23 protein-coding genes and 1 pseudogene are annotated in these 24536 nt (G+C 72.8%); 9 read left to right on the top strand and 15 right to left on the bottom strand.

The features are described from left to right. Positions 1-200: 200 nt before the first annotated feature. Together glnII and AC3CH1_RS27485 are read right to left on the bottom strand one after the other, a co-directional pair. A complete protein-coding gene (glnII, locus tag AC3CH1_RS27480) occupies positions 201-1235 on the bottom strand; it encodes a glutamine synthetase (RefSeq protein ID WP_488465365.1) in 1035 nt (344 codons plus the stop codon). A gap of 107 nt (positions 1236-1342) precedes the next feature. Next, on the bottom strand, positions 1343-1729 hold the full coding sequence (locus AC3CH1_RS27485) for a hypothetical protein (RefSeq protein ID WP_488465366.1): 387 nt from the start codon (positions 1727-1729) through the stop codon (positions 1343-1345). A gap of 83 nt (positions 1730-1812) precedes the next feature. Here AC3CH1_RS27485 and AC3CH1_RS27490 point away from each other — a divergent pair, with 83 nt between their 5' ends. Further along, positions 1813-2733, top strand: a complete 921-nt coding sequence (locus AC3CH1_RS27490) for a Gfo/Idh/MocA family protein (protein ID WP_488465367.1) — start codon at positions 1813-1815, stop codon at positions 2731-2733. Positions 2734-2974: 241 nt separating this feature from the next. Here AC3CH1_RS27490 and pdxR read toward each other — a convergent pair whose 3' ends face one another. After that, positions 2975-4384 (bottom strand): MocR-like pyridoxine biosynthesis transcription factor PdxR, encoded by a 1410-nt coding sequence (pdxR, locus tag AC3CH1_RS27495; protein WP_488465368.1) that lies wholly within the window; start codon positions 4382-4384, stop codon positions 2975-2977. A gap of 47 nt (positions 4385-4431) precedes the next feature. Between pdxR and AC3CH1_RS27500 the strand changes: the two genes are divergently transcribed. Then, the gene (locus AC3CH1_RS27500) at positions 4432-4950 is read left to right on the top strand and encodes a carboxymuconolactone decarboxylase family protein (RefSeq protein WP_488465369.1); all 519 of its coding nucleotides are present in this window, start codon (positions 4432-4434) and stop codon (positions 4948-4950) included. 78 nt (positions 4951-5028) lie between these two features. Here the strand turns inward: AC3CH1_RS27500 and AC3CH1_RS27505 are convergent, their stop codons facing one another. Then, a complete protein-coding gene (locus AC3CH1_RS27505) occupies positions 5029-5388 on the bottom strand; it encodes an arsenate reductase family protein (RefSeq protein WP_488465370.1) in 360 nt (119 codons plus the stop codon). A gap of 120 nt (positions 5389-5508) precedes the next feature. Here AC3CH1_RS27505 and AC3CH1_RS27510 point away from each other — a divergent pair, with 120 nt between their 5' ends. From AC3CH1_RS27510 to AC3CH1_RS27525, 4 genes and pseudogenes are all read left to right on the top strand, one after another. After that, the gene (locus AC3CH1_RS27510; RefSeq protein ID WP_007450191.1) at positions 5509-5814 is read left to right on the top strand and encodes a hypothetical protein; all 306 of its coding nucleotides are present in this window, start codon (positions 5509-5511) and stop codon (positions 5812-5814) included. 110 nt (positions 5815-5924) lie between these two features. Continuing rightward, positions 5925-6754 (top strand): annotated as a pseudogene (locus AC3CH1_RS27515) (M55 family metallopeptidase). A 60-nt stretch (positions 6755-6814) separates the two neighbouring features. Continuing rightward, positions 6815-7348, top strand: coding sequence for a chloramphenicol phosphotransferase CPT (gene cpt, locus AC3CH1_RS27520; RefSeq protein WP_488465371.1), 534 nt, complete (start codon positions 6815-6817; stop codon positions 7346-7348). A gap of 65 nt (positions 7349-7413) precedes the next feature. Next, the gene (locus tag AC3CH1_RS27525) at positions 7414-7980 is read left to right on the top strand and encodes a GNAT family N-acetyltransferase (protein WP_488465372.1); all 567 of its coding nucleotides are present in this window, start codon (positions 7414-7416) and stop codon (positions 7978-7980) included. Positions 7981-8138: 158 nt separating this feature from the next. On the opposite strand, the gene glnA is transcribed toward AC3CH1_RS27525, so the two are convergent. Beyond that, entirely contained in the window at positions 8139-9548 is a 1410-nt protein-coding gene (gene glnA / locus AC3CH1_RS27530) for a type I glutamate--ammonia ligase (protein ID WP_018958122.1), read from the bottom strand. 281 nt (positions 9549-9829) lie between these two features. On the opposite strand from glnA, the gene AC3CH1_RS27535 reads away from it, so the two are divergent. After that, on the top strand, positions 9830-10237 hold the full coding sequence (locus AC3CH1_RS27535) for an RDD family protein (protein WP_488466754.1): 408 nt from the start codon (positions 9830-9832) through the stop codon (positions 10235-10237). Between the two features lie 198 nt (positions 10238-10435). Here the strand turns inward: AC3CH1_RS27535 and AC3CH1_RS27540 are convergent, their stop codons facing one another. The 4 genes from AC3CH1_RS27540 to lipB form a co-directional block, all read right to left on the bottom strand. Next, positions 10436-11143 (bottom strand): DUF4191 domain-containing protein, encoded by a 708-nt coding sequence (locus tag AC3CH1_RS27540; RefSeq protein ID WP_488465373.1) that lies wholly within the window; start codon positions 11141-11143, stop codon positions 10436-10438. 30 nt (positions 11144-11173) lie between these two features. Beyond that, positions 11174-11374 (bottom strand): SCO2195 family GlnR-regulated protein, encoded by a 201-nt coding sequence (locus tag AC3CH1_RS27545; protein ID WP_488465374.1) that lies wholly within the window; start codon positions 11372-11374, stop codon positions 11174-11176. 273 nt (positions 11375-11647) lie between these two features. Continuing rightward, the gene (gene lipA / locus AC3CH1_RS27550) at positions 11648-12628 is read right to left on the bottom strand and encodes a lipoyl synthase (protein ID WP_007450206.1); all 981 of its coding nucleotides are present in this window, start codon (positions 12626-12628) and stop codon (positions 11648-11650) included. A gap of 234 nt (positions 12629-12862) precedes the next feature. After that, positions 12863-13681: a lipoyl(octanoyl) transferase LipB gene (lipB, locus tag AC3CH1_RS27555; protein WP_488465375.1), complete on the bottom strand. Its 819-nt coding sequence runs from the start codon at positions 13679-13681 to the stop codon at positions 12863-12865. A 333-nt stretch (positions 13682-14014) separates the two neighbouring features. Between lipB and AC3CH1_RS27560 the strand changes: the two genes are divergently transcribed. Continuing rightward, complete coding sequence (locus tag AC3CH1_RS27560) at positions 14015-15616, top strand: NsdA family TPR-like regulatory protein (RefSeq protein ID WP_488465376.1); 1602 nt, start codon at positions 14015-14017, stop codon at positions 15614-15616. A 36-nt stretch (positions 15617-15652) separates the two neighbouring features. On the opposite strand, the gene AC3CH1_RS27565 is transcribed toward AC3CH1_RS27560, so the two are convergent. Then, positions 15653-17068 carry an FAD-dependent oxidoreductase gene (locus AC3CH1_RS27565; protein ID WP_488465377.1) on the bottom strand — a complete coding sequence of 472 codons (1416 nt, stop codon included), beginning with the start codon at positions 17066-17068 and terminating at the stop codon, positions 15653-15655. Between the two features lie 337 nt (positions 17069-17405). Beyond that, entirely contained in the window at positions 17406-18305 is a 900-nt protein-coding gene (locus AC3CH1_RS27570; RefSeq protein ID WP_488465378.1) for a TIGR01777 family oxidoreductase, read from the bottom strand. 62 nt (positions 18306-18367) lie between these two features. On the opposite strand from AC3CH1_RS27570, the gene AC3CH1_RS27575 reads away from it, so the two are divergent. Next, positions 18368-18895, top strand: coding sequence for a GNAT family N-acetyltransferase (locus tag AC3CH1_RS27575; protein WP_488465379.1), 528 nt, complete (start codon positions 18368-18370; stop codon positions 18893-18895). 20 nt (positions 18896-18915) lie between these two features. Here AC3CH1_RS27575 and AC3CH1_RS27580 read toward each other — a convergent pair whose 3' ends face one another. From AC3CH1_RS27580 to AC3CH1_RS27595, 4 genes are all read right to left on the bottom strand, one after another. Continuing rightward, on the bottom strand, positions 18916-19437 hold the full coding sequence (locus AC3CH1_RS27580) for a DUF4240 domain-containing protein (protein ID WP_488465380.1): 522 nt from the start codon (positions 19435-19437) through the stop codon (positions 18916-18918). Between the two features lie 62 nt (positions 19438-19499). Further along, positions 19500-20483, bottom strand: coding sequence for a helix-turn-helix transcriptional regulator (locus AC3CH1_RS27585; protein WP_488465381.1), 984 nt, complete (start codon positions 20481-20483; stop codon positions 19500-19502). Between the two features lie 264 nt (positions 20484-20747). Then, positions 20748-23420: a pyruvate dehydrogenase (acetyl-transferring), homodimeric type gene (aceE, locus tag AC3CH1_RS27590; RefSeq protein WP_488465382.1), complete on the bottom strand. Its 2673-nt coding sequence runs from the start codon at positions 23418-23420 to the stop codon at positions 20748-20750. 346 nt (positions 23421-23766) lie between these two features. After that, on the bottom strand, positions 23767-24390 hold the full coding sequence (locus tag AC3CH1_RS27595; protein ID WP_488465383.1) for a GntR family transcriptional regulator: 624 nt from the start codon (positions 24388-24390) through the stop codon (positions 23767-23769). Positions 24391-24536: the final 146 nt, after the last annotated feature.

Below are 24536 nucleotides of genomic sequence, written 5' to 3' on the forward strand. Positions count from 1 at the left end.
AGGTCGCTGCGACCCGACGCGATGTGCTGGTAGCTGGCCATGTGCTCCATTGAAGCAGACATCGCGGCCGCGCATCAGACTCCTTCCACCCGTCGATACGGACCCTTTGCGTAACGTTCCTCACGCCCGCCCGTCACCGCCCACGGGGGAGGGGCCCGCCGGCGAACCGGCGGGCCCCTCCTTGCCCGGTCGCGTCGGGATCAGACCTGGCCGGCCTTCTCCAGCGCGGTGCAGCAGGTGTCGACGATCAGCCGGGTGACGACGTACGGGTCGACGTTGGCGTTGGGGCGGCGGTCCTCGATGTAACCCTTCCGGTCCTGCTCGACCTGCCACGGGATGCGGACCGAGGCGCCGCGGTCGGAGACGCCGTAGCTGTACTCGTTCCACGGGGCGGTCTCGTGCAGGCCGGTGAGCCGGTCGTCGATGCCCGCGCCGTAGTTCTTCACGTGGTCCATCGGCTTGGAGCCCTCGCCCAGCGACTCGCACGCGGTGATGATCGCGTCGTAGCCCTCGCGCATCGCCTCGGTGGAGAAGTTGGTGTGCGCGCCCGCGCCGTTCCAGTCGCCCTTGACCGGCTTCGGGTCCAGGGTGGCGGAAACCTGGAAGTCCTCGGCGGTGCGGTAGAGCAGCCAACGGGCCACCCACAGCTGGTCGGAGACCTCCAGCGGGGACAGCGGTCCCACCTGGAACTCCCACTGGCCGGGCATGACCTCGGCGTTGATGCCGGAGATGCCGAGCCCCGCCGCCAGGCAGTTGTCGAGGTGCTTCTCCACGATGTCGCGGCCGAAGATCTCGTCCGCGCCGACCCCGCAGTAGTAGCCGCCCTGCGCGGCCGGGAAGCCGCCCTCGGGGAAGCCGAGCGGCCGGTGGCCGTCGAAGAAGGTGTACTCCTGCTCGATGCCGAAGATCGGGGCCTGGCCAGCGAACTGCTCGGCGAGCGGTCGCAGCGCGGCCCGGGTGTTGGACTCGTGCGGCGTCATGTCGATGTTGAAGACCTCGCACAGGACGAGGATGTCCGTGCCGCCGCGGATCGGGTCCGGACAGGTGAAGACGGGCTTCAGCACCCGGTCGGACGCGTGGCCCTCGGCCTGGTTGGTGCTGGAGCCGTCGAAGCCCCAGATCGGCAGATCCGCCACGTCCCCCGACGGCGTGCCGTCCATGATCTTCGTCTTGGAACGAAGCTTGGCGGTCGGCTCGGTGCCGTCTATCCAGATGTACTCAGCCTTGAACGTCACGGACGCCATCCTTTGCGGGTGCAGCGGTCTATGCGCCGCAGCGTGTCAAGACGCGATTTCCCGTCCGTTGCTCGGATGTGAACCCCGTGTTACCGAGGTTTCCTGTGTTACGAGGGCGCGCGTCCAGGCCCGTCACCCATGGCCCGGCGGTTACGAGAGGCGGTCGGACACCGCCCCGCGGTCACGAGAGACGGTCGGACACCGTCCTCGGGCAGGGCCGAGAACCCGGCCGCCCACAGCCGGCGGACCAGCTCCTGGCGGCTCGACCCCGGCACGGCGGCCGCCCGGTCCAGCTCCCAGCCGGCCCCGGCCCCGGCCCCGGCCACGGCCACGGTCCGCAGGAGAGGGCCCCGGCGGATCCGCGCGTCGGAGAGCCGGAACGTCTTGAGGCGGGCGACCCGCCCCCGGTGATCGGTGATCGTCTCCCCGACGTGCTGCCCGCCCCCGTCCCGGACGAACGGCGGCGAGAAGCGCCACAGGGTGAAGGACTCCATCCCGGACACCGCCCCACACCCGCGAGAGCGGCGGGCGACCCGCCCCCCGCACGGCCGGCCGGCGCACCCGGCACACTGGCCCCATGGACTCAGCTGCCGGCACCACGACCCCTCTCCGCATCGGCCTCCTCGGCACCGGCCCCTGGGCACACAACACCCAGGCCCCCGCGCTGGCCGCCCATCCAGGCGTGGAACTGAGCGGGGTGTGGGGCCGCAGGGCCGAGGCGGCCGACGCCCTCGCCGCCGCCCACGGCACCCGCGCGTACACGGGTGAGGAGGGCATCGACGCACTCCTGGAGACGAGCGACGCGGTGGCCTTCGCGCTGCCGCCGGACGTGCAGGCCCCGCTCGCGGTCCGCGCCGCCGAGGCGGGCTGCCACCTCCTGATGGACAAGCCGGTGGCCACGACGGTGGCGGGGGCCCGTGCGGTCGCCGGGGCGGCGCAGAAGGCAGGAGTGGCCTCGGTCGTCTTCTGCACGCTCCGGTTCGCGCCCGAGACCTCCGCGTGGATCGCCGAACAGGCCGCGGTGGGCGGCTGGTTCACGGCCCGCGCCCAGTGGCTGGGATCGCTCTACGCGGCGGGTTCGACCAGCGCGTACGCGGACTCCCCGTGGCGGCGCGAGAAGGGCGGCCTGTGGGACGTCGGCCCGCACGCGCTCTCCGTGCTGATCCCGGTCCTGGGCGATGTGGAGCACCTCACCGCCGCCCGGGGGCCGGCCGACACCACACACCTGATCCTGCGCCACACCTCCGGCGCGTCCAGCACGGTGACCCTCGGGCTCAGCGCCCCGCCCGGCGCGGCCGGCGTCGAGATCGAGTTCCGGGGCGAGCGGGGCACGGCGTCGGTCCCCGGTTGGGACGGCGCGGAGACCGCGTTCCGGGGCGCGGTGGACGCCCTGGCGGAAGCGGTACGCACGGGAGTGCCGCACGCCTGCGACGCGCGCTTCGGCCTCCACCTCACGGAGCTGCTCGTCGCGGCGGAGACGCAGGCACAGGCAGGCTGACCGGCAGGAGCGAGGGGCGCGGGGCGCGGGCGTGCGGCGCCCCGCGGCTGGGTCTCCGGGGCTCCGGGCCGGCGGGGACTCCAGCGCCTCGGGGACTTCCAGGCCCCCGGGGCTTCCTGCGCCTCCGGGACTTCCTGCGCCCCCGGGACTTTCAGCACCTCCGGCACCTCCAGCGCCCCTGGGCGTGCGGCGCCCCGCGGCCCCTGGGCGTGCGGCGCCCCGCGGCCCCTGCCCCACCGGCTCACCCCGGTGGCAGGGCCCGGCACAGGGCCTCCAAAGCCTCCGGGTAGGCGGATTCGGCGGGTGTCGCGTACCCGACGACGAGCCCGTCCCGGGAGCCCCCCGCCCGCCCCGCGTCCGGATGCGCGTAGTCGGCGAGGCCCTCGACCGCCAGCCCCTGCCAGGCCGCCGCCCGGACCGCCGAACGCTCGGTGCCGGGAGGCAGTTCCAGCAGCGCGTGCAGGCCGGCGGCGATCCCGGTGACCCGGACGTGCGGGGCCCGCCGCTCCAGGGCCGCCACCAGTTGGTCCCGGCGGCGGCGGTGGCGCTGCCGCATCCGGCGGACCTGCCGGTCGTACGCGCCCGACTCCACGAAGTCCGCGAGCGTCAGCTGCTCGGTGGCGCTGGAGAACTGCTCCCGCTCGCCCTTCGCCGCGACGACGGGGCCGACGAGCCGCTGGGGCAGCACCATCCACCCGATCCGGAGGGTGGGGGACAGACTCTTGCTCACCGACCCGACCAGCACCACATGCTCGGGATCGAGCCCTTGGACAGCACCCACGGGCTGCCGGTCGTAGCGGAACTCCCCGTCGTAGTCGTCCTCCACGACGAGCCCGCCGGTGGCCCGGGCCCAGTCGACGACGGCCGCCCGCCGCGCGGGGTGCAGAGGCCCGCCGGTGGGGAACTGGTGGGCGGGCGTGAGGAGCACGGCACGGTCGTGGCGGGTGAGCCCGTCGACCCGGGCGCCGTCCGCGTCCACGCCGAGCGGCCGGGTGCCGACCCCGTGGGAGGCGAGCAGCGCACGGTGGAAGGGCAGGCCGTACTCCTCCGCCGCCCACGGACCGCGCACCACCTCCGCCAGCAGCCGCAGCCCGTGCGCGGCCCCCGAGCACAGCACGATCCGCTCCGGCGCGGCCCGCACCCCCCGCACCCGGGCCAGATAACCGGCCAGGGCCCGCCGCAACTCGGGCCGCCCGTGCGGATCGCCGGGCCCGAACGCGTCGTCGGGGGCGGCGGCGAGCGCACGCCGCGCCGAGGCCAGCCAGGCGGTGCGCGGGAAGACCGAGGGGTCCGGCTGCCCCTGGACCAGGTCGTGGACCGGGCGGGCGGCGCGCTCGGGGGTGCGCGGCCGGTGCACGGGGGTGACCGGGACGGCCCGCTCGGCGACCCGGGTCCCCGACCCCTGCCGGGCGGCCAGCCACCCCTCCGCGACCAGCTCGGCGTACGCGTCGGCGACGGTGTTGCGGGCGAGGCCGAGATCGGCGGCGAGGGAACGGTAGGGCGGCAGCCGGGTACCGGGGGCGAGCCGTCCGCTGCGCACGGCCTCGCGCAGCGCCGCCATCAGCAGGGCCCGGCGGTTGCCCGTGCCGGAGAGCTCCAGCGGCAGATCGCTGCCCAGGATCTCCGCGGAATTGACCCATGAATCCGTCATGGAAATGCACCCCACACCCAGTCGCCCGTCGCCCTAGATTCGTACCCATGACGACGACGGAGATCAAGACGAACGACCGCACCACCACCCCGGCCACCACCGTCCGGAGCAACAACGCCCCCGGCAGGCTCGACTTCGCGAAGAGCGCCCCGAAGGTCTTCCGGGCCGTGATCGGCCTGGACGCGGCGGCCCGCGCGGGCCTGGACCCGACACTGGTCGAACTGGTCCAGATCCGCGCCTCGCACCTGAACCGCTGCGCGTACTGCCTGCACATGCACACCACGGACGCGCGGAAGGCGGGCGAGAGCGAGGAGCGCCTGCACATGGTCGCGGTGTGGCACGAGGCGGACCACTTCTTCACCGAGCGGGAACAGGCCGCCCTGGCCCTGACGGACGCGGTCACCCGGATCGGGGACGCCGGCGTCCCGGACGAGGTCTACGACCGGGCGGCGGCCCACTTCGACGAGGAGGAGCTGGCCCATCTGCTGGCCCTGATCCTCACGATCAACACCTGGAACCGCATAGCCCTGTCCACCGCCAAGCGCGCGGGCACGGACGAACGCTGAGGGCTCCGGCGCGGGGCCGCCCCGGGCGGGCCGGGCCCGGACCGGCGCCGAGGTCACCGCCGGCGGAGCCGGGGACCGCTACCGCCCCAGCGCGTCCCGCACCGCTTCCTCGCTCCGCGCCACCACGGCCGTACCGTCCTCGGCGGTGATGATCGGCCGCTGGATCAGCTTCGGGTGCTCCGCCAGGGCGGCGATCCAACGCTCCCGCGAATCGGCCTCCCGCGGCCAGTCCTTCAACCCCAGCTCCTTCGCCGCCGCCTCCCGCGTCCGCGTGATGTCCCACGGCTCCAGACCGAGCCGGTCCAGCACGGCCCGGATCTCCCCGGGCGAGGGCACGTCCTCCAGGTAGCGGCGGACGCTGTATTCGGCCCCCTCGGCGTCGAGCAGGGTGAGCGCGCCGCGGCACTTGGAACAGGCCGGATTGATCCAGATCTCCATGGGGCCAAGGTTACGCGAGGGACTGCCGAAATAGGCTCTGGCCAGGGGCGATTGTCAGTGGGGGGCAGTAAAATGGAGGCAGTTCGTGAGGGTTCCACCACGCTGCCAGGAGGATGCCGAATGGCTGTTGCCACAGTCACGACCGAGCCGCTCGACCGACAGCTCCCGATGCCCTTCCACCCGCCGCTTCCCACCCCGCCGACGAAGAAGCGACTGCCCGCGGGCCGCCCCCGCGAGTGGTACGTCTCCCACAACCGCCGCCTCAAGGCCATGCGCCTGGCCATCGCGCTGCTCGACAGCGGGGTCTACCAGCCCTCCAGCGCGGGCAACCACCGGATACGGATCACCGCCGAGCGCCTCGGCATCCACCCGCCGTCCGACACCACCTGCCGCATGGTCCGCGCCCTGATCCGCTACGGCCGCTGACCGGAGCGGGCCGGCCCGGACCGCCGACCGCCCCGTGCCCCCGGCCTGCTCGTCCGGCCGGGGGCACAGGCCTGCCCCGCCACCACCCGCCCCGGTAGGCTCCCGAACCCATGAAGCTACTCATCTCGGTCGACATGGAAGGCGTCTCGGGAATCGTCCATTCCAGCGAGACGAACCCCGAGCGCTACGACTACCAGCGCGGCCGGGAGCTGATGACTGCCGACGCGAACGCGGTCGTCGCGGGCGTCCTGGACGCCGACCCCACGGCCGAGGTGCTGGTCGCCGACGCGCACGGCACCCTCCGCAACCTCCTGCCGGAACAGCTCGACCGCCGGGCCCGCCTGGTCCGGGGCAAGCCGCGCGCGCTGAACATGCTCGCCGGGCTCGACGAGGCGACCGACGCCGCGCTCTTCGTCGGCTACCACGTCCGCGCGGGCGAGGGGCCGGGCGTGCTGGCGCACACCATGAACGGCGAGATCCTCGACGTACGGGTGGCCGGCCGCACCCTGGGCGAGATCGGCCTCAACGCCGCCATGGCCGGCCACCTCGGCGTACCGGTCGTCCTCCTCAGCGGCGACGACGCGGCCTGCGCCGAGATGACCGGCCTGGTCCCCGGGGCGGTCACCGTCGCGGTCAAGGAGGCCCTGGGCATGGCGGCGGCCGTGACACTGCACCCGGAGGAGGCCCGGGACCGGCTGCGCCGGGCGGCGGCGGAGGCGGTGACCCGCCGCACGGCCATCGAGCCCCTGACGCTCGCCCCCGCCCCGCTGGACGTGGAGGTGGACCTCGCGAGCCCGCACACCATCGACCTGGCGACCCTCGTACCGGGCGTCTCACGCGCCGGGGCGCCCGTACGGTCACCTTCACGTCCCCCGACTACGCGACGGCGTACCGGCTGATCCTGCTCCTCGCGCAACTGGCCACGATCAAGCCCGCCTGACCGACCGGCGTCGCCCGAAAACGCGTCGAACACCGCACCGGTTCCCTCTACTGTGACCGGGTGGCAACCCAGGTGATCGTGCTGAACGGCGGCTCCAGCTCCGGCAAGTCGGGCATCGTCCGCTGCCTCCAGGCGGAACTGCCGGAGCCGTGGCTCGCCGCCGCGATCGACGCTTTCGTCGACTCGCTGCCCGCGTCCCTGCGCACCTCGGGCGCGGGTATCGAGTTCGCGGAGGACGGCGGCGTGGCGGTCGGCCCGGAGTTCCGCAGGCTGGAGGCGGCCTGGCGCGAGGGGGTCGCCGCGATGGTACGGGCGGGCGCCCGGGTCATCGTCGACGACGTGTTCCTCGGCGGCCCGGCGTCCCAGGAACCGTGGCGGAAGGCGCTGACGGGCCTGGACGTCCTCTGGGTGGGCGTCCGTTGCGAGGGCGCGGTCGCGGAGGCCCGCGAGATCGCGCGGGGGGACCGCCCGAGGGGCATGGCCGCGGCACAGGCGGAGACGGTCCACCGGGCCGTGGCGTACGACCTGGAGGTCGACACGACCCACGCGGAGTCTCTGACCTGCGCGAGAACCATCGCCGCCCACCTCACGTAGCCGCACCGCACCACCCCATCACCGCAACCCGGCCCCCGCACGGGCCGCCGAGACAGTGGAGAGCGATGACCGACCTGTGGACCGGCGAGAGGATACGCCTGCGAGGCGTCGAACCGCAGGACTGGGAGGGCTTCCGGGCCCTGGCCCTGCACACGGTGGACGCCCGCAACGCCGACGTGGTCGAACCCCCGCGCTCGGACGAGAGCTTCCGCGCCTGGGCCACCGAACGCGCCAACCGCGCCCCGAACCCGGCCGCGTACCACCTGGTCATCGAGACCCGCTTCGAGCACGCCTTCGTCGGCGCGGTCTCGGTCGGCGAGACGGACGCCCGCGCAGGCCGCTTCCGTACGGGCATCGAGGTCACCCGGGAACACCGCCGCCAGGGCTACGCGGCCGAGGCCTCCGAACTGGTCCTCACCTACATGTTCGCCGAACAGCGCAGCCACAAGTGCGAGGTGGAGGTCTACGCCTTCAACGACGCCTCCCTGGCCCTCTACCGCAGACTCGGCTTCGTGGAGGAGGGCCGGCTGCGCCAGCACGAGTTCTTCGCCGGCGCCTACCACGACGTGGTCCTGCTGGGCATCACGGCGGACGAGTACTGGGCGGGCCGGGCGCGGCCTTCGTTGCGGTGAGGCGGCTCTCCACAAGAGCGAGGCCATCCTGGGCAAGGCCCGGTCCCTCCGGGGCGACGCCCGGCGCGTCCGATCGTACGGCCGAGGGCCGCCACCTCCGATAGGGAGGTGGCGGCCCTCGGCGTCTCAGGCGCAGGTCAGCCCGGCCCGGGGTGTTCCTAGAGGTCGAAGTACAGCTCGAACTCGTGCGGGTGCGGCCGCAGCTGGATCGGGGCGATCTCGTGGGTGCGCTTGTAGTCGATCCACGTCTCGATCAGGTCCGACGTGAAGACGCCGCCCGCCTGGAGGTACTCGTTGTCCGCCTCCAGGGCTTCGAGCACGGCCGGGAGGGACGTCGGGACCTGCTGGACGTTGGCGTGCTCCTCGGGAGCCAGCTCGTAGAGGTCCTTGTCGATCGGCTCGGCCGGCTCGATCTTGTTCTTCACACCGTCCAGGCCCGCCATCAGCAGGGCCGAGAACGCGAGGTACGGGTTCGAGGACGGGTCCGGGGCGCGGAACTCGACGCGCTTGGCCTTCGGGTTCGAGCCGGTGATCGGGATGCGCATCGCGGCGGAGCGGTTGCGCTGCGAGTACACCATGTTGACCGGGGCCTCGAAGCCGGGGACCAGGCGGTGGTAGGAGTTCACCGTCGGGTTGGTGAAGGCCAGCAGCGACGGGGCGTGCTTCAGGATGCCGCCGATGTAGTAGCGGGCCATGTCCGAGAGGCCGGCGTAACCCTGCTCGTCGTAGAAGAGCGGAACGCCGCCCTGCCACAGCGACTGGTGCACGTGCATGCCCGAGCCGTTGTCACCGAAGATCGGCTTCGGCATGAAGGTCGCGGTCTTGCCGTTGCGCCAGGCGACGTTCTTCACGATGTACTTGAAGAGCATCAGGTCGTCGGCCGCGGCGAGCAGCGTGTTGAACTTGTAGTTGATCTCGGCCTGGCCGGCCGTGCCGACCTCGTGGTGCTGGCGCTCGACCTGGAGGCCGTTCTTGTCCAGCTCCAGGGAGATCTCGGCACGCAGGTCGGCGAAGTGGTCGACCGGCGGGGTCGGGAAGTAGCCGCCCTTGTAGCGGACCTTGTAGCCGCGGTTGTTCTCCTCCGACCCGGTGTTCCAGGCGCCGGCCTCGGAGTCGATGTGGTAGAAGCTCTCGTTCGCCGACGTCTGGAAGCGGACGTTGTCGAAGACGTAGAACTCGGCCTCCGGGCCGAAGTACGCGGTGTCCGCGAAGCCGGTCGAGGCGAGGTACGACTCGGCCTTCTTGGCGATGTTGCGCGGGTCACGGCTGTACTGCTCGCCCGTGATCGGGTCGTGGATGAAGAAGTTGATGTTGACGGTCTTGTCACGGCGGAAGGGGTCCACCCGAGCCGTCGACAGGTCCGCGCGCAGCGCCATGTCCGACTCGTGGATGGCCTGGAAGCCGCGGATCGACGAACCGTCGAAGGCCAGTTCCTCGGCCGGGTCGAAGGTCGCTGCCGGGATCGTGAAGTGCTGCATCACCCCGGGCAGGTCGCAGAACCGGACATCGATGAACTTGACGTCGTTGTCCGCTACGTACTTCTGCACTTCGTCGGCGTTCTGGAACATCCAACTCCTCCTACTCCCGGCCCGGGAGGGACGGGGTTGTAGCTCGTGGTGCGGCCAGTGCGGTGGCGCACGCTGGACCCGACCATAGGCAGGCGTGATTTCTCAAGCGTGACCCATTTGTTTCGCCCAAGTTAACCGGGGCGGTGGTGGGAGGCATCCCAGCGACTGTTTCCGGTGCCCCGCGCGGCCGGGGGCAAACACGGGCGCAGTACCGTGGACGGGTGGACAACAGGCAAGCAATCGGATCGTGGCTCTCGGGGCCCCGCGCGGCCGCCGAGGATATGGGCGCCGACTTCGGCTACCGCGGCAAGGGACTCGGGCTGCCCGAGGAGGGGCCCGGCTCGGTCGCTCCGCTCGGACGGCGCTTCGGGGCCCTCTTCATCGACTGGTCGCTCTGCATGGTGATCGCATACGGGCTGCTCGCTCGCGGTGACCAGCAGGCGGCGGGGAACTGGGCGCTCGGGGTCTTCCTCGTGATGAGCCTGCTGACCGTCGGCACCATCGGCTGCACGCCCGGGAAGCGTCTCCTGGGCGTCCGGGTGGTCGCCGACGACGGCGGGCGGATCGGGTTCGTGCGGGTCGTCGTGCGGACCGTCCTGCTCCTGCTCGTCATCCCCGCGCTGGTCTGGGACCGCGACGGGCGCGGACTGCACGACCGTCTGGCGCGTGCCGTGCAGGTCCGGATGTGACATCCCCCGGTACGCAGATGTGACATCCCCCGGTACGCAGGGGTACGCCGGTCCGGACGTGACACTCCCGGTACGGCCGTGAGGAGTTCGGCCATGAAGAACCGGATGTGACGCCCCCCGGTACGGCCATGAGAAACGGGGCGGCCCCGGGACCGTTCACCGGTCCGGGGCCGCCCCGTTTCACGTCTGTCGCCGTGGTCAGCGCATCTTCCCGCCGCGCGGCATCCGCATGCCCTTGGGCATCGGGCCCTTCGGCAGCGGCATGTTGCTCATCAGGTCGCCCATCGCGCGCAGCCGGTCGTTGGTGGAGGTCACCTGCGGGCCGGTCAGGACGCGGGGGAGCTTCAGCATCTTGGTGCGGACCTTCTTCAGCGGCACCTGGCCCTCGCCGTTGCCGACGATGATGTCGTGCACCGGCACGTCCACCACGATGCGGGCCATCTTCCTCTTCTCGGCCGCCAGCAGGCCCTTCACCCGGTTCGGGTTGCCCTCGGCGACCAGGACGATGCCGGCCTTGCCGACCGCCCGGTGGACGACGTCCTGGCTGCGGTTCATCGCCACCGCGGGGGTGGTGGTCCAGCCGCGTCCGATCCGGTCCAGGACGGCGGCCGCCGCTCCGGGCTGGCCCTCCATCTGTCCGAAGGCCGCCCGCTCCGCGCGCCGGCCGAAGATGATCGCCATCGCGAGGATGGCCAGGACGAAGCCCAGGATGCCCAGATAGACCGGGTGTCCGATCGCGAAGCCGATGCCGAGGAGGACACCGAACGTGACGATTCCGACACCCGCGACGACAAGACCGATCTTGCTGTCGGTCCGCCTGGTCATCTTGTAGGTCAGGGCGATCTGCTTGAGTCGCCCTGCGTTCTCGGCGCTGTCCGCGCCTTCAGTTTTTGCCTTCCTCGCCATGTACTGAAGTTTACGTGGCGAGGAAGCGACCTAGGAACGCTGGTCGGCCACGGCTTCCAGCACGTGCTGGGCCTCCACCCGGTCCTTGGCGCGGCGGCGGTCCTCCAGGACGGCCGTCCAGGCGTTGTGGCGGGCGGTGCGCTGGCCGCTGCTCAGCAGCAGCGACTCGACGGCGCGCAGGGCGGTGGTGACGGACGGAAGGGCGTGGGCGCGGACCGGTGCGGCCTGCATCGTGGTGTTCCCCTTCGGAACGGACGCGCCTCGGGGGCGCGGGTGAGTGTGGGAAGCGGTGACGGTGGCTGCGGCTGCGGGAGTCGCCGCCGTATGTGTACCCAGGGTCACTGCTCGGTGTTACCAGTGCATGACCGGGTGGTCAAACACCAATGAAGCCTTGATTCCGGCACCGCGCACGCCGAAGCGGTCCGTACGCGTCCCCGACCTGCGGGGAGCGTCCGGACCGCTTCGACGGTGCGGTTACTGCTCGGTACTCGCTCGTGAGCGGATTCACACGGCCTGTGCGGCCTGCGTGCTCCCGGCGGCGGCGACCCCGCGCGCCTCCATCGCCTGCTGGAAGAGACGTCCCGCGCGGTACGAGGACCGCACCAGCGGGCCCGACATCACGCCGGAGTAGCCGATCGCGTCGGCCTCGTCCTTCAGCTCGACGAACTCGTGCGGCTTCACCCAGCGCTCGACCGGGTGGTGCCGCACCGAGGGGCGCAGGTACTGCGTAATCGTGATGAGCTCGCAACCTGCGTCGTACAGGTCCTGGAGCGCCTCGCTGACTTCCTCGCGGGTCTCGCCCATGCCGAGGATCAGGTTCGACTTGGTGATCAGACCGGCCTCGCGGGCCCGGGTGATGACCTCCAGGGAACGCTCGTAGCGGAAGCCGGGGCGGATCCGCTTGAAGATCCGCGGCACCGTCTCCACGTTGTGCGCGAGCACCTCGGGGCGCGAGGAGAAGACCTCGGCGAGCTGCTCGGGCTCGGCGTTGAAGTCGGGGATCAGCAGCTCGACCTTGGTCGCACCCGCCTCCCGCTCCGCGGTGAGCGTGTGGATCTGGCGGACGGTCTCGGCGTACAGCCAGGCGCCGCCGTCCTCCAGGTCGTCGCGGGCGACGCCGGTGATGGTGGCGTAGTTCAGGTCCATCGTGACGACCGACTCGCCGACGCGGCGGGGCTCGTCACGGTCCAGCGCCTGCGGCTTGCCCGTGTCGATCTGGCAGAAGTCACAGCGCCGGGTGCACTGGTCGCCGCCGATGAGGAAGGTGGCCTCGCGGTCCTCCCAGCACTCGAAGATGTTGGGGCAGCCCGCCTCCTGGCAGACCGTGTGCAGCCCTTCGCCCTTCACCAGCTGCTGCAGCTGCTTGTACTCGGGGCCCATCTTCGCCCGCGTTTTGATCCACTCGGGCTTGCGCTCGATGGGGGTCTGGCTGTTCCGGACCTCCAGGCGCAGCATCTTGCGCCCGTCGGGTGCGACAGCGGACACTCCGGCTCCCCTTTGCTCTCTGCTGCGTTGGATTCGCGTCGGGTTCGCGTGGGATGCGCGAGCGATGCGCGAGGGACTCGCTTGGGATTCTTTGGCTGACACCAGGGTACGCCCGTACATCAAAGGGCCTTACGCCTGCCCAACCTGCGGCCGAGGGGGCCTATTCCCCGGCCGGTGGCCGCGGTCGGGTCTACTGGCCGGTAGGACCGGTGGGGCGGGTACGGCTCCTGGGTCCTAGGCCGGAGCCGGGGCCGTGGACGCGGCCTGCTGCTCGACCACGCGCGGCGCGAGCTCCGCGTTCTCCAGGATGTCCCGCAGGTGCTTCTCGGCGACCGGGAGCACCTCCTCGATGGTGATCTCCCGGCCCAGCTCGTTGAAGAGGGACGTGACACCCGCGTCGCGGATGCCGCACGGCACGATCTTGTCGAACCAGGTGTTGTCCGGGTTCACGTTGAGCGCGAAGCCGTGCATCGTGACGCCCTTGGCGACCCGGATCCCGATCGCGGCCAGCTTGCGGTCCTCACGGCGCTGGCCGGCGTTGGACGGGGCGTACTCGGGGCCGTTCAGCCGCGCGTCGAACTCCTCGTCCTGGAGCCTCGGGTCGAAGTCCAGCGAGAGGCCGCCCAGCGTCTGGCGCTGCTCTACCGGGTCACCGAGGACCCAGACGCCGCTGCGGCCCTCGACCCGGGAGGTCTCCACGCCGAAGTCGGCGGCCGTGCGGATCAGCGCGTCCTCCAGCCGACGGACGTGCGCGACGACGTCGACCGGGCGCGGCAGCTTCTGGATCGGGTAGCCGACGAGCTGCCCGGGGCCGTGCCAGGTGATCTTCCCGCCGCGGTCCACGTCGATGACCGGAGTGCCGTCCAGCGGACGCTCGCTCTCCGCCGTGCGACGCCCCGCGGTGTAGACGGGCGGGTGCTCCAGGAGCAGACACGTGTCCGGCACCCGGTCCTCGAACCGGTCCGCGTGCACCTCGCGCTGCTTCTGCCAAGCCTCCGTGTACTCGACGGCCTGTTCGCCGAAGCCCAGACGGACGAACCGCAGTTCGCTCACCGATGCCTCCCTACGTGGGCCCGGGTGCCCGGAGGGGTGTCCCCGGGGTGACGGAACCCTGCACTGATCGCGCCCGCGTCCACTGTACGACCGTCGTCCGAACGACCCCCCGGCAGGTGCGGGCAGGTGCGGGGGCCCCGGCCCGGGCCCGCCCGCGTCCCGGGGCCGGACCGTCCACGGGCCGGACGTTTCCGTCAGCTCCGCCCGGAATCCTCACACGATCGGATGAACGTGGAGCAAAGGGTGGCTGTGACCGCTCCGGTGGCCGCTAAGTTCGCGCCGTTCCCATGAGGGCTGCCCGTCCGGCCCCGAAGGCAGGAGACCGTACAGCTGATGTCGGAACGACCCCCGCAGCGCACGCCCAACCGCAGACTCGCCTCACTCATCGCGGAAGCCGGCTTCTCGCACGCCGGCCTGGCCCGCCGGGTCGATCAGCTCGGACTCGAACACGGCCTCGACCTGCGGTACGACAAAACCTCGGTCACTCGCTGGCTGCGGGGGCAGCAGCCGCGCGGTACCACGCCCGCGCTGATCGCCGAGGTGTTCACCCGGCGGCTCGGGCGGCGGCTCTCCGCGCAGGACCTCGGGCTCGACGCCTGCGCGCCCGTCTACGCGGGGCTGGAGTTCGCGGCCACCCCCGCCGAGGCGGTCGACATCGTCAGCGGTCTCTGGCGCAAGGACTCCGGCACCCACGTCGAGCTGCGCAAGATCGCCTTCACCCCGGCCGGACTCGTCGTCCCCAGCCGTGACTGGCTGATCGGCCGGGCCGACGAATGGGTGGCCCGGGACGCCGCCGCCGCCCGCCGGGCCGGGGGAGAGGCCGCGGCCCCCGCGCCCGGCCGCCCGGACGGGGCGCCGCGCACCGAGGCCCGAGGACTCCCGCGCCCGGCCACCGGGCCGGGCCGGCCCACACCCCCGGGCCCGTCCGCCACGCACCCGCCCGCCACGCATCCGTCCACCGCCGGGGCGCCGCCCGGGACCGGGGCGCTGCCCATGGTCCCGCGCCAGCGCCAGACCGACCGCGGCCCCGGCCAGCGGGTCGGCGGCGGGGACGTCGCCGCGCTGCGCTCGGTCGGCGAGCTGTTCCGCACCCTCGACCACGCCTACGGCGGCGGCCACGCCCGGCAGGCCCTCGTGCGGTATCTGGAGCACGAGGCCGAGCCGATGCTCCGGGGCACGTACGGCGAGGTCACCGGACGGCGGCTGTTCGCCGCGGTGGCCGACCTGACCCGGCTGGCCGGCTGGACCTCGTACGACATCGCCGCCCACGGCCTGGCCCAGCGGTACTTCGTCCAGGCGCTGCGGCTCGCCCAGGCGGCCGGCGACCGCGCGTACGGCGCCTACGTCCTGATCACGATGAGCCGCCAGGCGGTCTACCTCGGGCACGGCAGGGAGGCCGTCCAGCTCGCCCGCGTGGCCCAGCAGGGCGTCGGCTCGGCCGCCCCGCTCCTCGTCCAGGCGCTGCTGCACGCGGTCGAGGCGCGCGGGCACGCCGTGCTCGGCGAGGCGCGCTCCTGCACCTCCGCCCTGACCCGGGCCGAACACGCCCTGGAGACCGCACGCCCCGGCGACGAGGTGCCGCACTGGGCCCGCACCTTCGACGAGGCGCAGCTCGCCGACGATCTGGGCCACTGCCACCGCGACCTCCAGCAGTACCGGGCCGCCGCCCAGCACGCCGAGCGGTCGCTCCAGCTGCGCGCACCGGCGTACGCCCGCAGCAGGCTGTTCTGCCGGGTGGTTCTCGCCTCGGCCCGGCTGGGCCTGGGCGAGCTGGACCAGGCCTGCCTGCTGGGCGCGGAGGCGGCCCAGCAGGCGGCCGAGATGCGCTCGGTGCGCGCCACCGAGTACGTACGCGCCTTCGAGCGCAGCCTGGAGCCCTACCGGGACGCGGTCGCCGTACGCGGCTACCGCGACCGGGTCGCCGCCCTCGGCTGACCCGGCCGGGGAGCGGCCGGGGCGCGACCGGGTGCGTCACGCGGCCTCCGGCAGGCGCGGGGGGCTCCCCTCGTGCGTGCCCGGGACCGCCAGGTCGGTCAGGATCGCCTCGGCCGCCCGCCGCCCCGAGTGCAGCGCACCCTGGACCGTGCTCGTGTCGCGGTGGTCGCCGCACACGTACAGTCCGGCCAGCACCCGCACCGGGCGGCGTGGATCGTGCGGGGTGTCCATCGCGGGCACCGCCTCCGGGTCGTGATGGGCCGCCAGCAGCTCCCAGCCGTCCGTCGGCACCCCGTACAGCGCCGCCAGGTGCGTCCGCACCGACCGGTCCAGGTCCGGCGGCGGGGTCCCGAGCACCGTCGAGGTGATCAGCGTCCGGCCCTCCGGCGCCCGCGAGGGGTCGACCTCGCTCATCACCGCGGTGTACGCCACCGGGCCCGACCGGTCGCCGTCCAGCACCAGCGACCTGCCCGTGGGCGGCGGGGCGGGCGCGGTGTGGTGAAGGACCGTCACCGGGTGGAAGGACGGCACCCGCAGACCGGGCAGCAGTTCGGCCGCGGCCCCCGCGCCGGTCGCCAGGAGCAGGGAGCGGCACCCCAGTTCACCGTGTTCCTTGGTGCGTACGGAGGTGATGTCGGCGGCCGTGACGTGCACCCCGGTCCGGACCGTGCCCGGCGGCAGCGCGGCCGCCAGCAGCTCCGGCAGCGCGGACGAGCCGCCCGCCGGTACGCACAGGCCGCCGCGTGCGTAGTCCCGCAGGGCGAGATCGGCGCGCCGGCTCGACGTGGTGAGGACGGGGTCGCTGAGCAGGGCCGTGAGCAGGGGGCGCAGGACGCCGTCCACCGTACGGGCCGGCAGGCCGACGCCGGGCAGGGCGCGCCCGGTGGTCCGCTCCGGGCGGGCCAGGAGCCGGGCCTGCGGGGTGGCCGCCAGCCGGGACAGTGCCGCGCCCAGCCGGGCCCGGTCGATCGCACCGGTCACCACGGCGCCCCGGCCGCCCCCGCGCGCCGGGGCGCCGTGCTCGTGCCCGTACGCGCTCTGCGCCGCCCAGGGCGCGCGGGAAGCCCGGGCGGTTCGGAGGGCTCGGGGGGGTCGGGGGGCGCTCGAACGGGTGCGCACAGCCTTGAGTGCGCCCCTCGCGCTCCGTATGTCGCCGGTGAGCTGGCGGCGGCCCTCGCTGTGGACCAGGACGCCCGGCGCGAACTCCCGCAGCTCCGGAGCGCCGAGCCCCGGGGTGCCGGTCAGCTCGGGCCAGGACGTGCAGAGGAGCGGGCCGAGCCGGTCGAGCCGGAACCCGTCCGTCTCGTCGGTGGTGAGCCGGCCGCCCACCCGGGGCTCGGCCTCCAGGACACTGACGCCGAGCCCCGCCCGGACGAGCAGGTGGGCCGCTGACAGGCCGGCGATTCCGGCCCCGATGATGATCACGTCTGCGTGGTGTGCCGTGCTGCGCACGTGCCCCTCCCCGAGTCGGTGCGACTGGTGGGGGGCTCTTGCCCCCAACAGGCCCCCGGAATGCCGGAGTTCGCATCGAAGCTAGGACGATGGCTGATACTCGGTCAGACGCGCGTGCCGGGGAGCACGGGGGCACGGGGTCGCACACGCGCCCCGGTGCGACCGGTCGGCCAGGTGAGAAACCGCCACCGGCCGCCCCTGTGAGAAACCGCGACCGGGCGGCCACGCGAGAAACCGTGACCGCGACCGGTCGGCCTCGTGAGAGAACGCGACCGCGTCCGGTCGGCCCGCGAAGAACGCCGCATGACCGCGAGGGACCCGCGGACGCGCGGCCCGATCAGCGCAGCGCGGCGCGGATCGCCCCGTCGACGCCGGGGAAGGCGAACGAGAAGCCGGAGTCCAGAAGCTTCGCCGGGATCACCCGCTGGCTGCCCAGCACATCCTCCGCGAACTCACCGAGCGCGAGCCGCAACGCGGGCGCCGGCACGGGGAACAGCGTCGGGCGGCGCAGCACCCGCCCCATCGCGGCGGTCACCTCGGCGTTGGTGACGGGCTTCGGCCCGGTCAGGTTCACCGGGCCGGTCAGCGCCTCGGTGTCCAGGATGTGGCGCAGCGCCGCGACATGGTCGTGCAGCGCGATGAAGCTCCAGTACTGGCGGCCGGTGCCCAGCTTCCCGCCCAGCCCCGCCTTGAACAGGGGGAACAGCCGCCCCCAGGCCCCGCCCTCGCGGCCGACGACCAGCCCGGTCCGCGCGTGCACCGTGCGGACGCCCGCTTCCTCGGCGGCGGCGGTGGCCGCCTCCCACTCCTCGCAGACCGAGGGCAGGAACCCGTCCCCGGGGGGCGCGCCCTCGTCCACCGGGCGGTCCCCGGTGTCGCCGTAGAAGCCGATGGCGGACCCGGCGAGCAGCACGCGGGGCGGGGTGTCGAGCGAGGCGACGGCCTCGGCGACGGCGGCGGTCCCCAGGACCCGGCTGTCCCGGATCTCCCGCTTGTAAGCGTCGGTCCAGCGGTGGTCGCCCACCCCGGCCCCGGCCAGGTGCACGACGGCGTCGCAGCCGACGAGGCCGGCCACGTCCACGTAACCGCGCTGGGGGTCCCACTCGACCTCGTCGCCGGCTCTGGCGGGGCGACGCACCAGGCGGGCCACCTCGTGCCCGTCGGCGCGCAGCGAGCGCACCAGCGCCGCTCCGATGAGTCCGGACGATCCGCTGACGGCGATACGGGAGCTCGGCATGGGCCCATCCTGCCCCATGAAACGCCTCGAACACCGGGGGCACCGCGTGACAAAGTGCCCCCATGGCCGCACTCACCCTCCGCCCCGTCCGCGCCGCCGCGCCCGCCGACGACGACCAGCTCGCCGAGCTCGACCGGTCCACCTGGTCGACCCTGCACGCGGTCCTGCCGAAGCCCGTGCCCCCGTTCGACCCCTTCTTCGAGGAGCGGAACGCGCCGGAGGAGTTCCTGGTGGTGGAGGCGGACGGGGAGGCGGCGGGCGGCGCACCCCGGATCGCCGGGTACATACGCCTCGTCCCGCCGACCCCGCTCGCTGCCAACGCCCATGTCCGCCAGATCCGGGGCCTCGCCGTGGCGATCTGGGCGCGCGGGGCCGGCGTGGGACGGACCCTGCTGCGGGCCGCGTTCGCCGAGGCCCGCCGCCAGGGCGCCAACCGGATCACGCTGCGGGTGCTCGCGCACAACGATCCCGCCCGCGCCCTGTACGTCTCCGAGGGCTTCGCCGTCGAAGGCGTGCTGCCCGGGGAGTTCTTCCTGAACGGGCGTTACGTCGACGACGTCTGCATGGGGCGCTCGCTCGGCCCCGTCTGAGCACCGGGCGGCCGGACGAGCTACCGGGGCCCGAAGCGGTCCCACAGCTCGGGGAAACGGGCGGCCAACGCCTCCTCGTCCTCGAAGTCGACCGGGGAGCCCAGCGGCTCCGCGGCCTGCGGCGACAGCCCCAGGTCCGGCGCGACCACCCCGGTGAGCTGCTCGTACGCCTCGTCGGCCGCGTAGCCCAGCTCCTCGCCGTCCCCGTCGATGTCCTCGTCGAAGTCCTCCAGCAACTCCGCCAGGCCGTCCGGATCGTGCAGCGCCCCCTCGAAGACCTCCCGGCCCTGACCGATCAGCCAGCAGCGGAAGTAGTCGAACGCGTCGTCGCTCGCCCCGCCCAGCAGCACGGCCGCCGCGCCCCACAGATCCCAGTGGTAGGCGCGGTTGTAGCGGGCCTCGAAGTGCCGGGCGAAGTCCAGCACGGAATCGGGGTCGAGCTGCACCAGCCGTTCCACCAGCAGGTCGGCGTGGTCCTCGGGGTCGCCCTCGGCGGCCTCGCGGGTGCTGTCGATGATCTCCCAGAATTCCGTTTCGTCCATCACGGGTCCAGCATCCAGCCTGCCGGGGGCTCCCGCACGCGCAGACACCGAATTGAAGCCTTTCAGCGATACATCTCGCGCAGGCGTTCGGCCGCTTCGGCGAACCGGATCCGCAGCGACTCGGGCGCCAGGACCTCCAACTCGGGCCCCAGCGCCAGCAGCTGGCCGTAGGCCACGTCCAGCGATTCCACCGGCAGCGTGAGGGTGCGCAGCCCGTCCGGACCCGGCTCGGAGGCCTCCGCGAGCGCGGTGGCGGCCGCCGCCCGGTCACCGGTGTACGCCAGCATCCGCGCCCCGCGCCCGGACACCCGTACGGTCACCTCACTGCGCAGCAGGGACCGGGCGAACCCGGCGGCCCGCTCCTCCCAGAACCCGGGCAGGTCGAAGGTCCCGTCCCGGTCGAAGCGTTCGTCGGCGGGCTCCACGGCGGTGAAGCGGTCGATCCGGTAGACCCGGAAGTCCTCGCCCGCCCGGGCGCAGAGGTACCAGACGCCGGCCTTGAGGACGAGACCGTACGGAGCCAGCTCCCGCGCCACCTCCGTCCCCTCCCGCTCGCGACCCCCGCCCGGGCGGTAGCGGGCCCGCAGCAGCCGGTCGTCCCAGACCGCGTCGGCGATGACGGGCAGCAGTTCGGGCGTCTCGGGCTCGTGGTACCAGGAGGGCGCGTCCAGGTGGAAGCGCCGGGCGGCGGAGGAGGAGGCGTCGCGGAGGGAGGGCAGCAGCGCCGCCGACACCTTGAGGCGGGCGGCCGACGCCGCGTCCTCCAGCCCCATCTCGCGCAGCGCGGCGGGGAGCCCGGAGAGGAACAGCGCCTCCGCCTCGTCCCGGGCGAGGCCGGTCAGCCGGGTGCGGTAGCCGCCGACGAGCCGGTAGCCGCCGACCCGGCCGCGCTCCGCGTACACCGGGACGCCCGCGTCGGAGAGCGCCTGCGCGTCCCGGGTGACCGTACGCTCCGACACCTCCAGCTCGGCCGCCAGTTCGGCGGCGGTCATCGCGGGACGGGCCTGCAGGAGCAGCACCATCTTGATCAGCCGGGCAGCGCGCATGGCCCCATTGTGGCGGCCCCGGCACGGTGGACCGCACCGGAGCCCCCGGCCGCACGTCCGAGCACGCCGGTCCCACCGGCCGCACGTCCGACCACGCCGGAACCCCCCGGCCGCACGTCCGAGCACGCCGGTACCACCGCCCGCCACCCGCCCCGCGTCGATACGCCGGAACCCCCGGCCGCCGGGCGTGCGCGTCGTCGGACGCGCGCGCTCCGGTGACCGGGGGCTTCGGCTTCGTACGGGAGGGGGCGTACGGGAGTGGGCTCAGAGCCCGTAGCGCTCCCGGGCCTCCTTGATCGCGGAGGCCGGGACCTCGCCGCGCCTGGCGAGCTGGGCCAGCGCGGCCACCACGATCGACTGGGCGTCGACGCCGAAGTGGCGGCGGGCCGCGGCGCGGGTGTCGGAGAGGCCGAAGCCGTCCGTGCCGAGCGAGGAGTAGTCCTGCTCCACCCACTGGCTGATCTGGTCCGGGACCTGGCGCATCCAGTCGCTGACCGCGAGCACCGGGCCCGGCGCGCCGGAGAGCGCCTGCGTCACGTACGGGACCCGCTGCTCACCGCGGAGCAGCGCCTCGTCGGCCTCCAGCGCGTCGCGGCGCAGCTCGCCCCACGAGGTGGCGGACCAGACGTCGGCCGTGACACCCCACTCGGCGGCCAGCAACTCCTGGGCCTCCAGGGCCCAGTGGATCGCCGTCCCCGAGGAGAGCAGCTGGATGCGCGGCGCGTCCGCCTTCGCGGGCGTGCCCTCCTTGAAGCGGTACAGGCCCTTGACGATGCCCTCCTCGACGCCCTCGGGCATCGCGGGCTGGGGCTTCGGCTCGTTGTAGACCGTCAGGTAGTAGAAGACGTCCTCGGCGTCGGGGCCGTACATCCGGCGCAGACCGTCCTTGACGATCACCGCGACCTCGTACGCGAACGCCGGGTCGTAGTTGAGCGAGGCCGGGTTGGTGGCCGCGATCAGGTGCGAGTGGCCGTCCGCGTGCTGGAGGCCCTCGCCCGTCAAGGTCGTACGGCCCGCCGTCGCGCCGACGATGAAGCCCTTGCCGAGCTGGTCGGCGAGCTGCCACATCTGGTCGCCGGTCCGCTGCCAGCCGAACATCGAGTAGAAGATGTAGAACGGGATCATCGTCTCGCCGTGCGTCGCGTACGACGTGGCGGCGGCGATGAAGTCGGCCATGGACCCGGCCTCGGTGATCCCCTCGTTGAGGATCTGGCCGTCCTTGGCCTCCTTGTAGTACATCAGCTGGTCGCGGTCGACCGGGTCGTACGTCTGACCCAGCGGCGAGTAGATGCCGGCGGACGGGAAGAGGGACTCCATACCGAAGGTGCGGGCCTCGTCCGGGACGATCGGCACCCAGCGCTTGCCGGTCTCCTTGTCCCGCATGAGGTCCTTCACCAGGCGGACGAACGCCATGGTGGTGGCCATCTCCTGCTTGCCGGACCCCTTGTACAGGGCCTTGAACGCGCGCTCCTCGGGCTGCGGAAGCGGCGCGGAAGCGTGCATCCGGCGGGCCGGGGCGGGGCCGCCGAGGGCGGCGCGGCGCTCCTGGAGGTAGCGGACCTCGGGGGAGTCGACGCCGGGGTGGCCGTAGGGGACGAGACCGTCCTCGAAGGCGCTGTCGGGGATCGGGAGACCGAGCAGCTCGCGCATGCTCTTGAACTCGTCGATCGACAGCTTCTTCATCTGGTGGTTGGCGTTCTTGGACTCGAAGCCCTTGCCGAGCGTGTAGCCCTTGACCGTCTGGGCCAGGATCACGGTCGGCGCGCCCTTGTGCTCGACGGCCGCCCTGTACGCCGCGTACACCTTGCGGGCCTCGTGGCCGCCGCGCGAGGTGTAGAAGCACTCGCCGATCTTCGCGTCCGTGAGCAGCTTCGCCAGCTCGGCGAGCGCGGGCTCGGCGCCGAAGAAGTGCTCGCGGATGTAGGCGACGTCGCGGGTGGCGTACGTCTGGAACTGTGCGTCCGGGACCTCGCGCAGGCGGCGCAGCAGCGCGCCCGTGGTGTCCAGCTGGAACAGCTCGTCCCAGGCGTTGCCCCAGAGCGTCTTGACGACGTTCCAGCCGGCCCCGCGGAACTGTGCCTCCAGCTCCTGGACCACGCGGAAGTTGGCGCGGACCGGGCCGTCGAGGCGCTGCAGGTTGCAGTTGATGACGAAGGTCAGGTTGTCGAGCTGCTCGCGGGAGGCCAGCGCGAGGGCGGCCGTCGACTCGGGCTCGTCCATCTCGCCGTCGCCCAGGAAGGCCCAGACGTGCGAGTTGGCCGTGTCCTTGATGTTGCGGTTGGCCAGATAGCGGTTGAAGCGCGCCTGGTAGATGGCCGAGAGCGGGCCGAGGCCCATCGACACGGTGGGGAACTCCCACAGCCAGGGCAGCCGCCGCGGGTGCGGGTAGGAGGGCAGGCCCTCGCCACCGGACTCCTGGCGGAAGTTGTCGAGGTGCTGCTCGCTGAGCCGGCCGTCGAGGAAGGCGCGGGCGTAGATGCCGGGGGAGGCGTGGCCCTGGATGTAGAGCTGGTCGCCGGAGCCGTCCCCCTCCTTGCCGCGGAAGAAGTGGTTGAAGCCGGTCTCGTAGAGCCAGGCGGCCGAGGCGAAGGTGGCGATGTGGCCGCCGACCCCGTACCGGGCGCCCCGGGTCACCATCGCGGCCGCGTTCCAGCGGTTCCACGCGGTGATCCGCGACTCCATCTCCAGGTCGCCGTCGAACTCGGGCTCGGCGGCGGTCGGGATGGAGTTGACGTAATCGGTCTCCAGCAGCTTGGGCAGCGCGAGACCGGCGCCCTCGGCGTGCTGCAGCGAGCGGCGCATCAGGTACGCGGCACGGTGCGGGCCGGCGGCCTGGGTGACGGCGTCCAGGGAGGCCGCCCATTCGGCGGTCTCCTCGGGGTCACGGTCCGGGAGCTGGTCGAGCTCGCTCGGAAGCTTTCCTACGGGGTCGGTCATGATCGCCGCCTTCCGGAGAGGAGGGGGGTGGAGAAGGCCCTGGCTGGCAGGACAGGGCGATGGGGCCGGTGGGCCCGCGGATGAACTGTAAGGCGCTGATCGATGATCGATCAAAGGATTGAAGGCAAAACTTCTCGATACGAAGAAAAGTGGCATGGGGTGCCTCGAAAAGGGGCACGGAGTGACGCGAAATAGCGCGCAAATAGGGCGCTGACCTGCACGGAAGAGCAGACCGGACGCCAGATGATCGAAGCCGCGCAGAAGTGGTCAGGCAGGGGACACCGCGACAGCGCACAGGCACCGCGACAGCTCGCAGACACCGCGACAGCGCGCCGGCGCTGGAGGCTCAGGCGCGGGGCGCGCAGCCCAGCACGTGCGCCTTCACCAGGGAGCCGATCGCCGGGTCCTCGGCGAGGAACGCGTCGATGAGCGCCTGGTGCTCCTCCGCGTACGACTTCTGCACCGTGCCCAGCCAGCGGATCGACAGGGCCGTGAACACCTCGATGCCCAGCCCCTCCCAGGTGTGCAGCAGCACCGCGTTCCCGGCCGCCCGCACCATCTCCCGGTGGAAGCCGACCGTGTGCCGCACCTGCGCCTCGCCGTCGGCCAGCCGGTCCGCCTCGTACAGCGCGGCCACGTGCGGGGCGAGCGCCGAGCAGTCCCGGCCGAGCCGCGGGGCCGCCAGCTCCGCCGCGATCTGCTCCAGGCCGGCCCGGACCGGGTAGCTCTCCTCCAGATCTGCCGCGGTGAGGTTGCGGACGCGTACGCCCTTGTTGGGGGCCGACTCGATCAGCCGCAGCGTCTCCAGCTCGCGCAGCGCCTCGCGCACCGGCGTCTGACTGACCTCCAGCTCGGTGGCGATGCGGCGCTCCACGATCCGCTCACCCGGCTTCCAGCGCCCGCTGACGATCCCCTCCACGATGTGCTCGCGGATCTGTTCGCGCAGCGAGTGGACGACGGGCGGGGTCATGGAGGGCTCCTTCAGGGCAGACCGGTGCTGCCTACATCATCACGGCGGCGTAGGCCTTCTGTGGTGGTTAGACAATACGGCGGCGCCCCGCCCGGATGAGTTCCGGACAGGGGCGCCGCTGGTGAGGCTGGTTACAGCCGGGAAGT

The organism is Streptomyces sp. MGP-P1 (assembly GCF_057766565.1).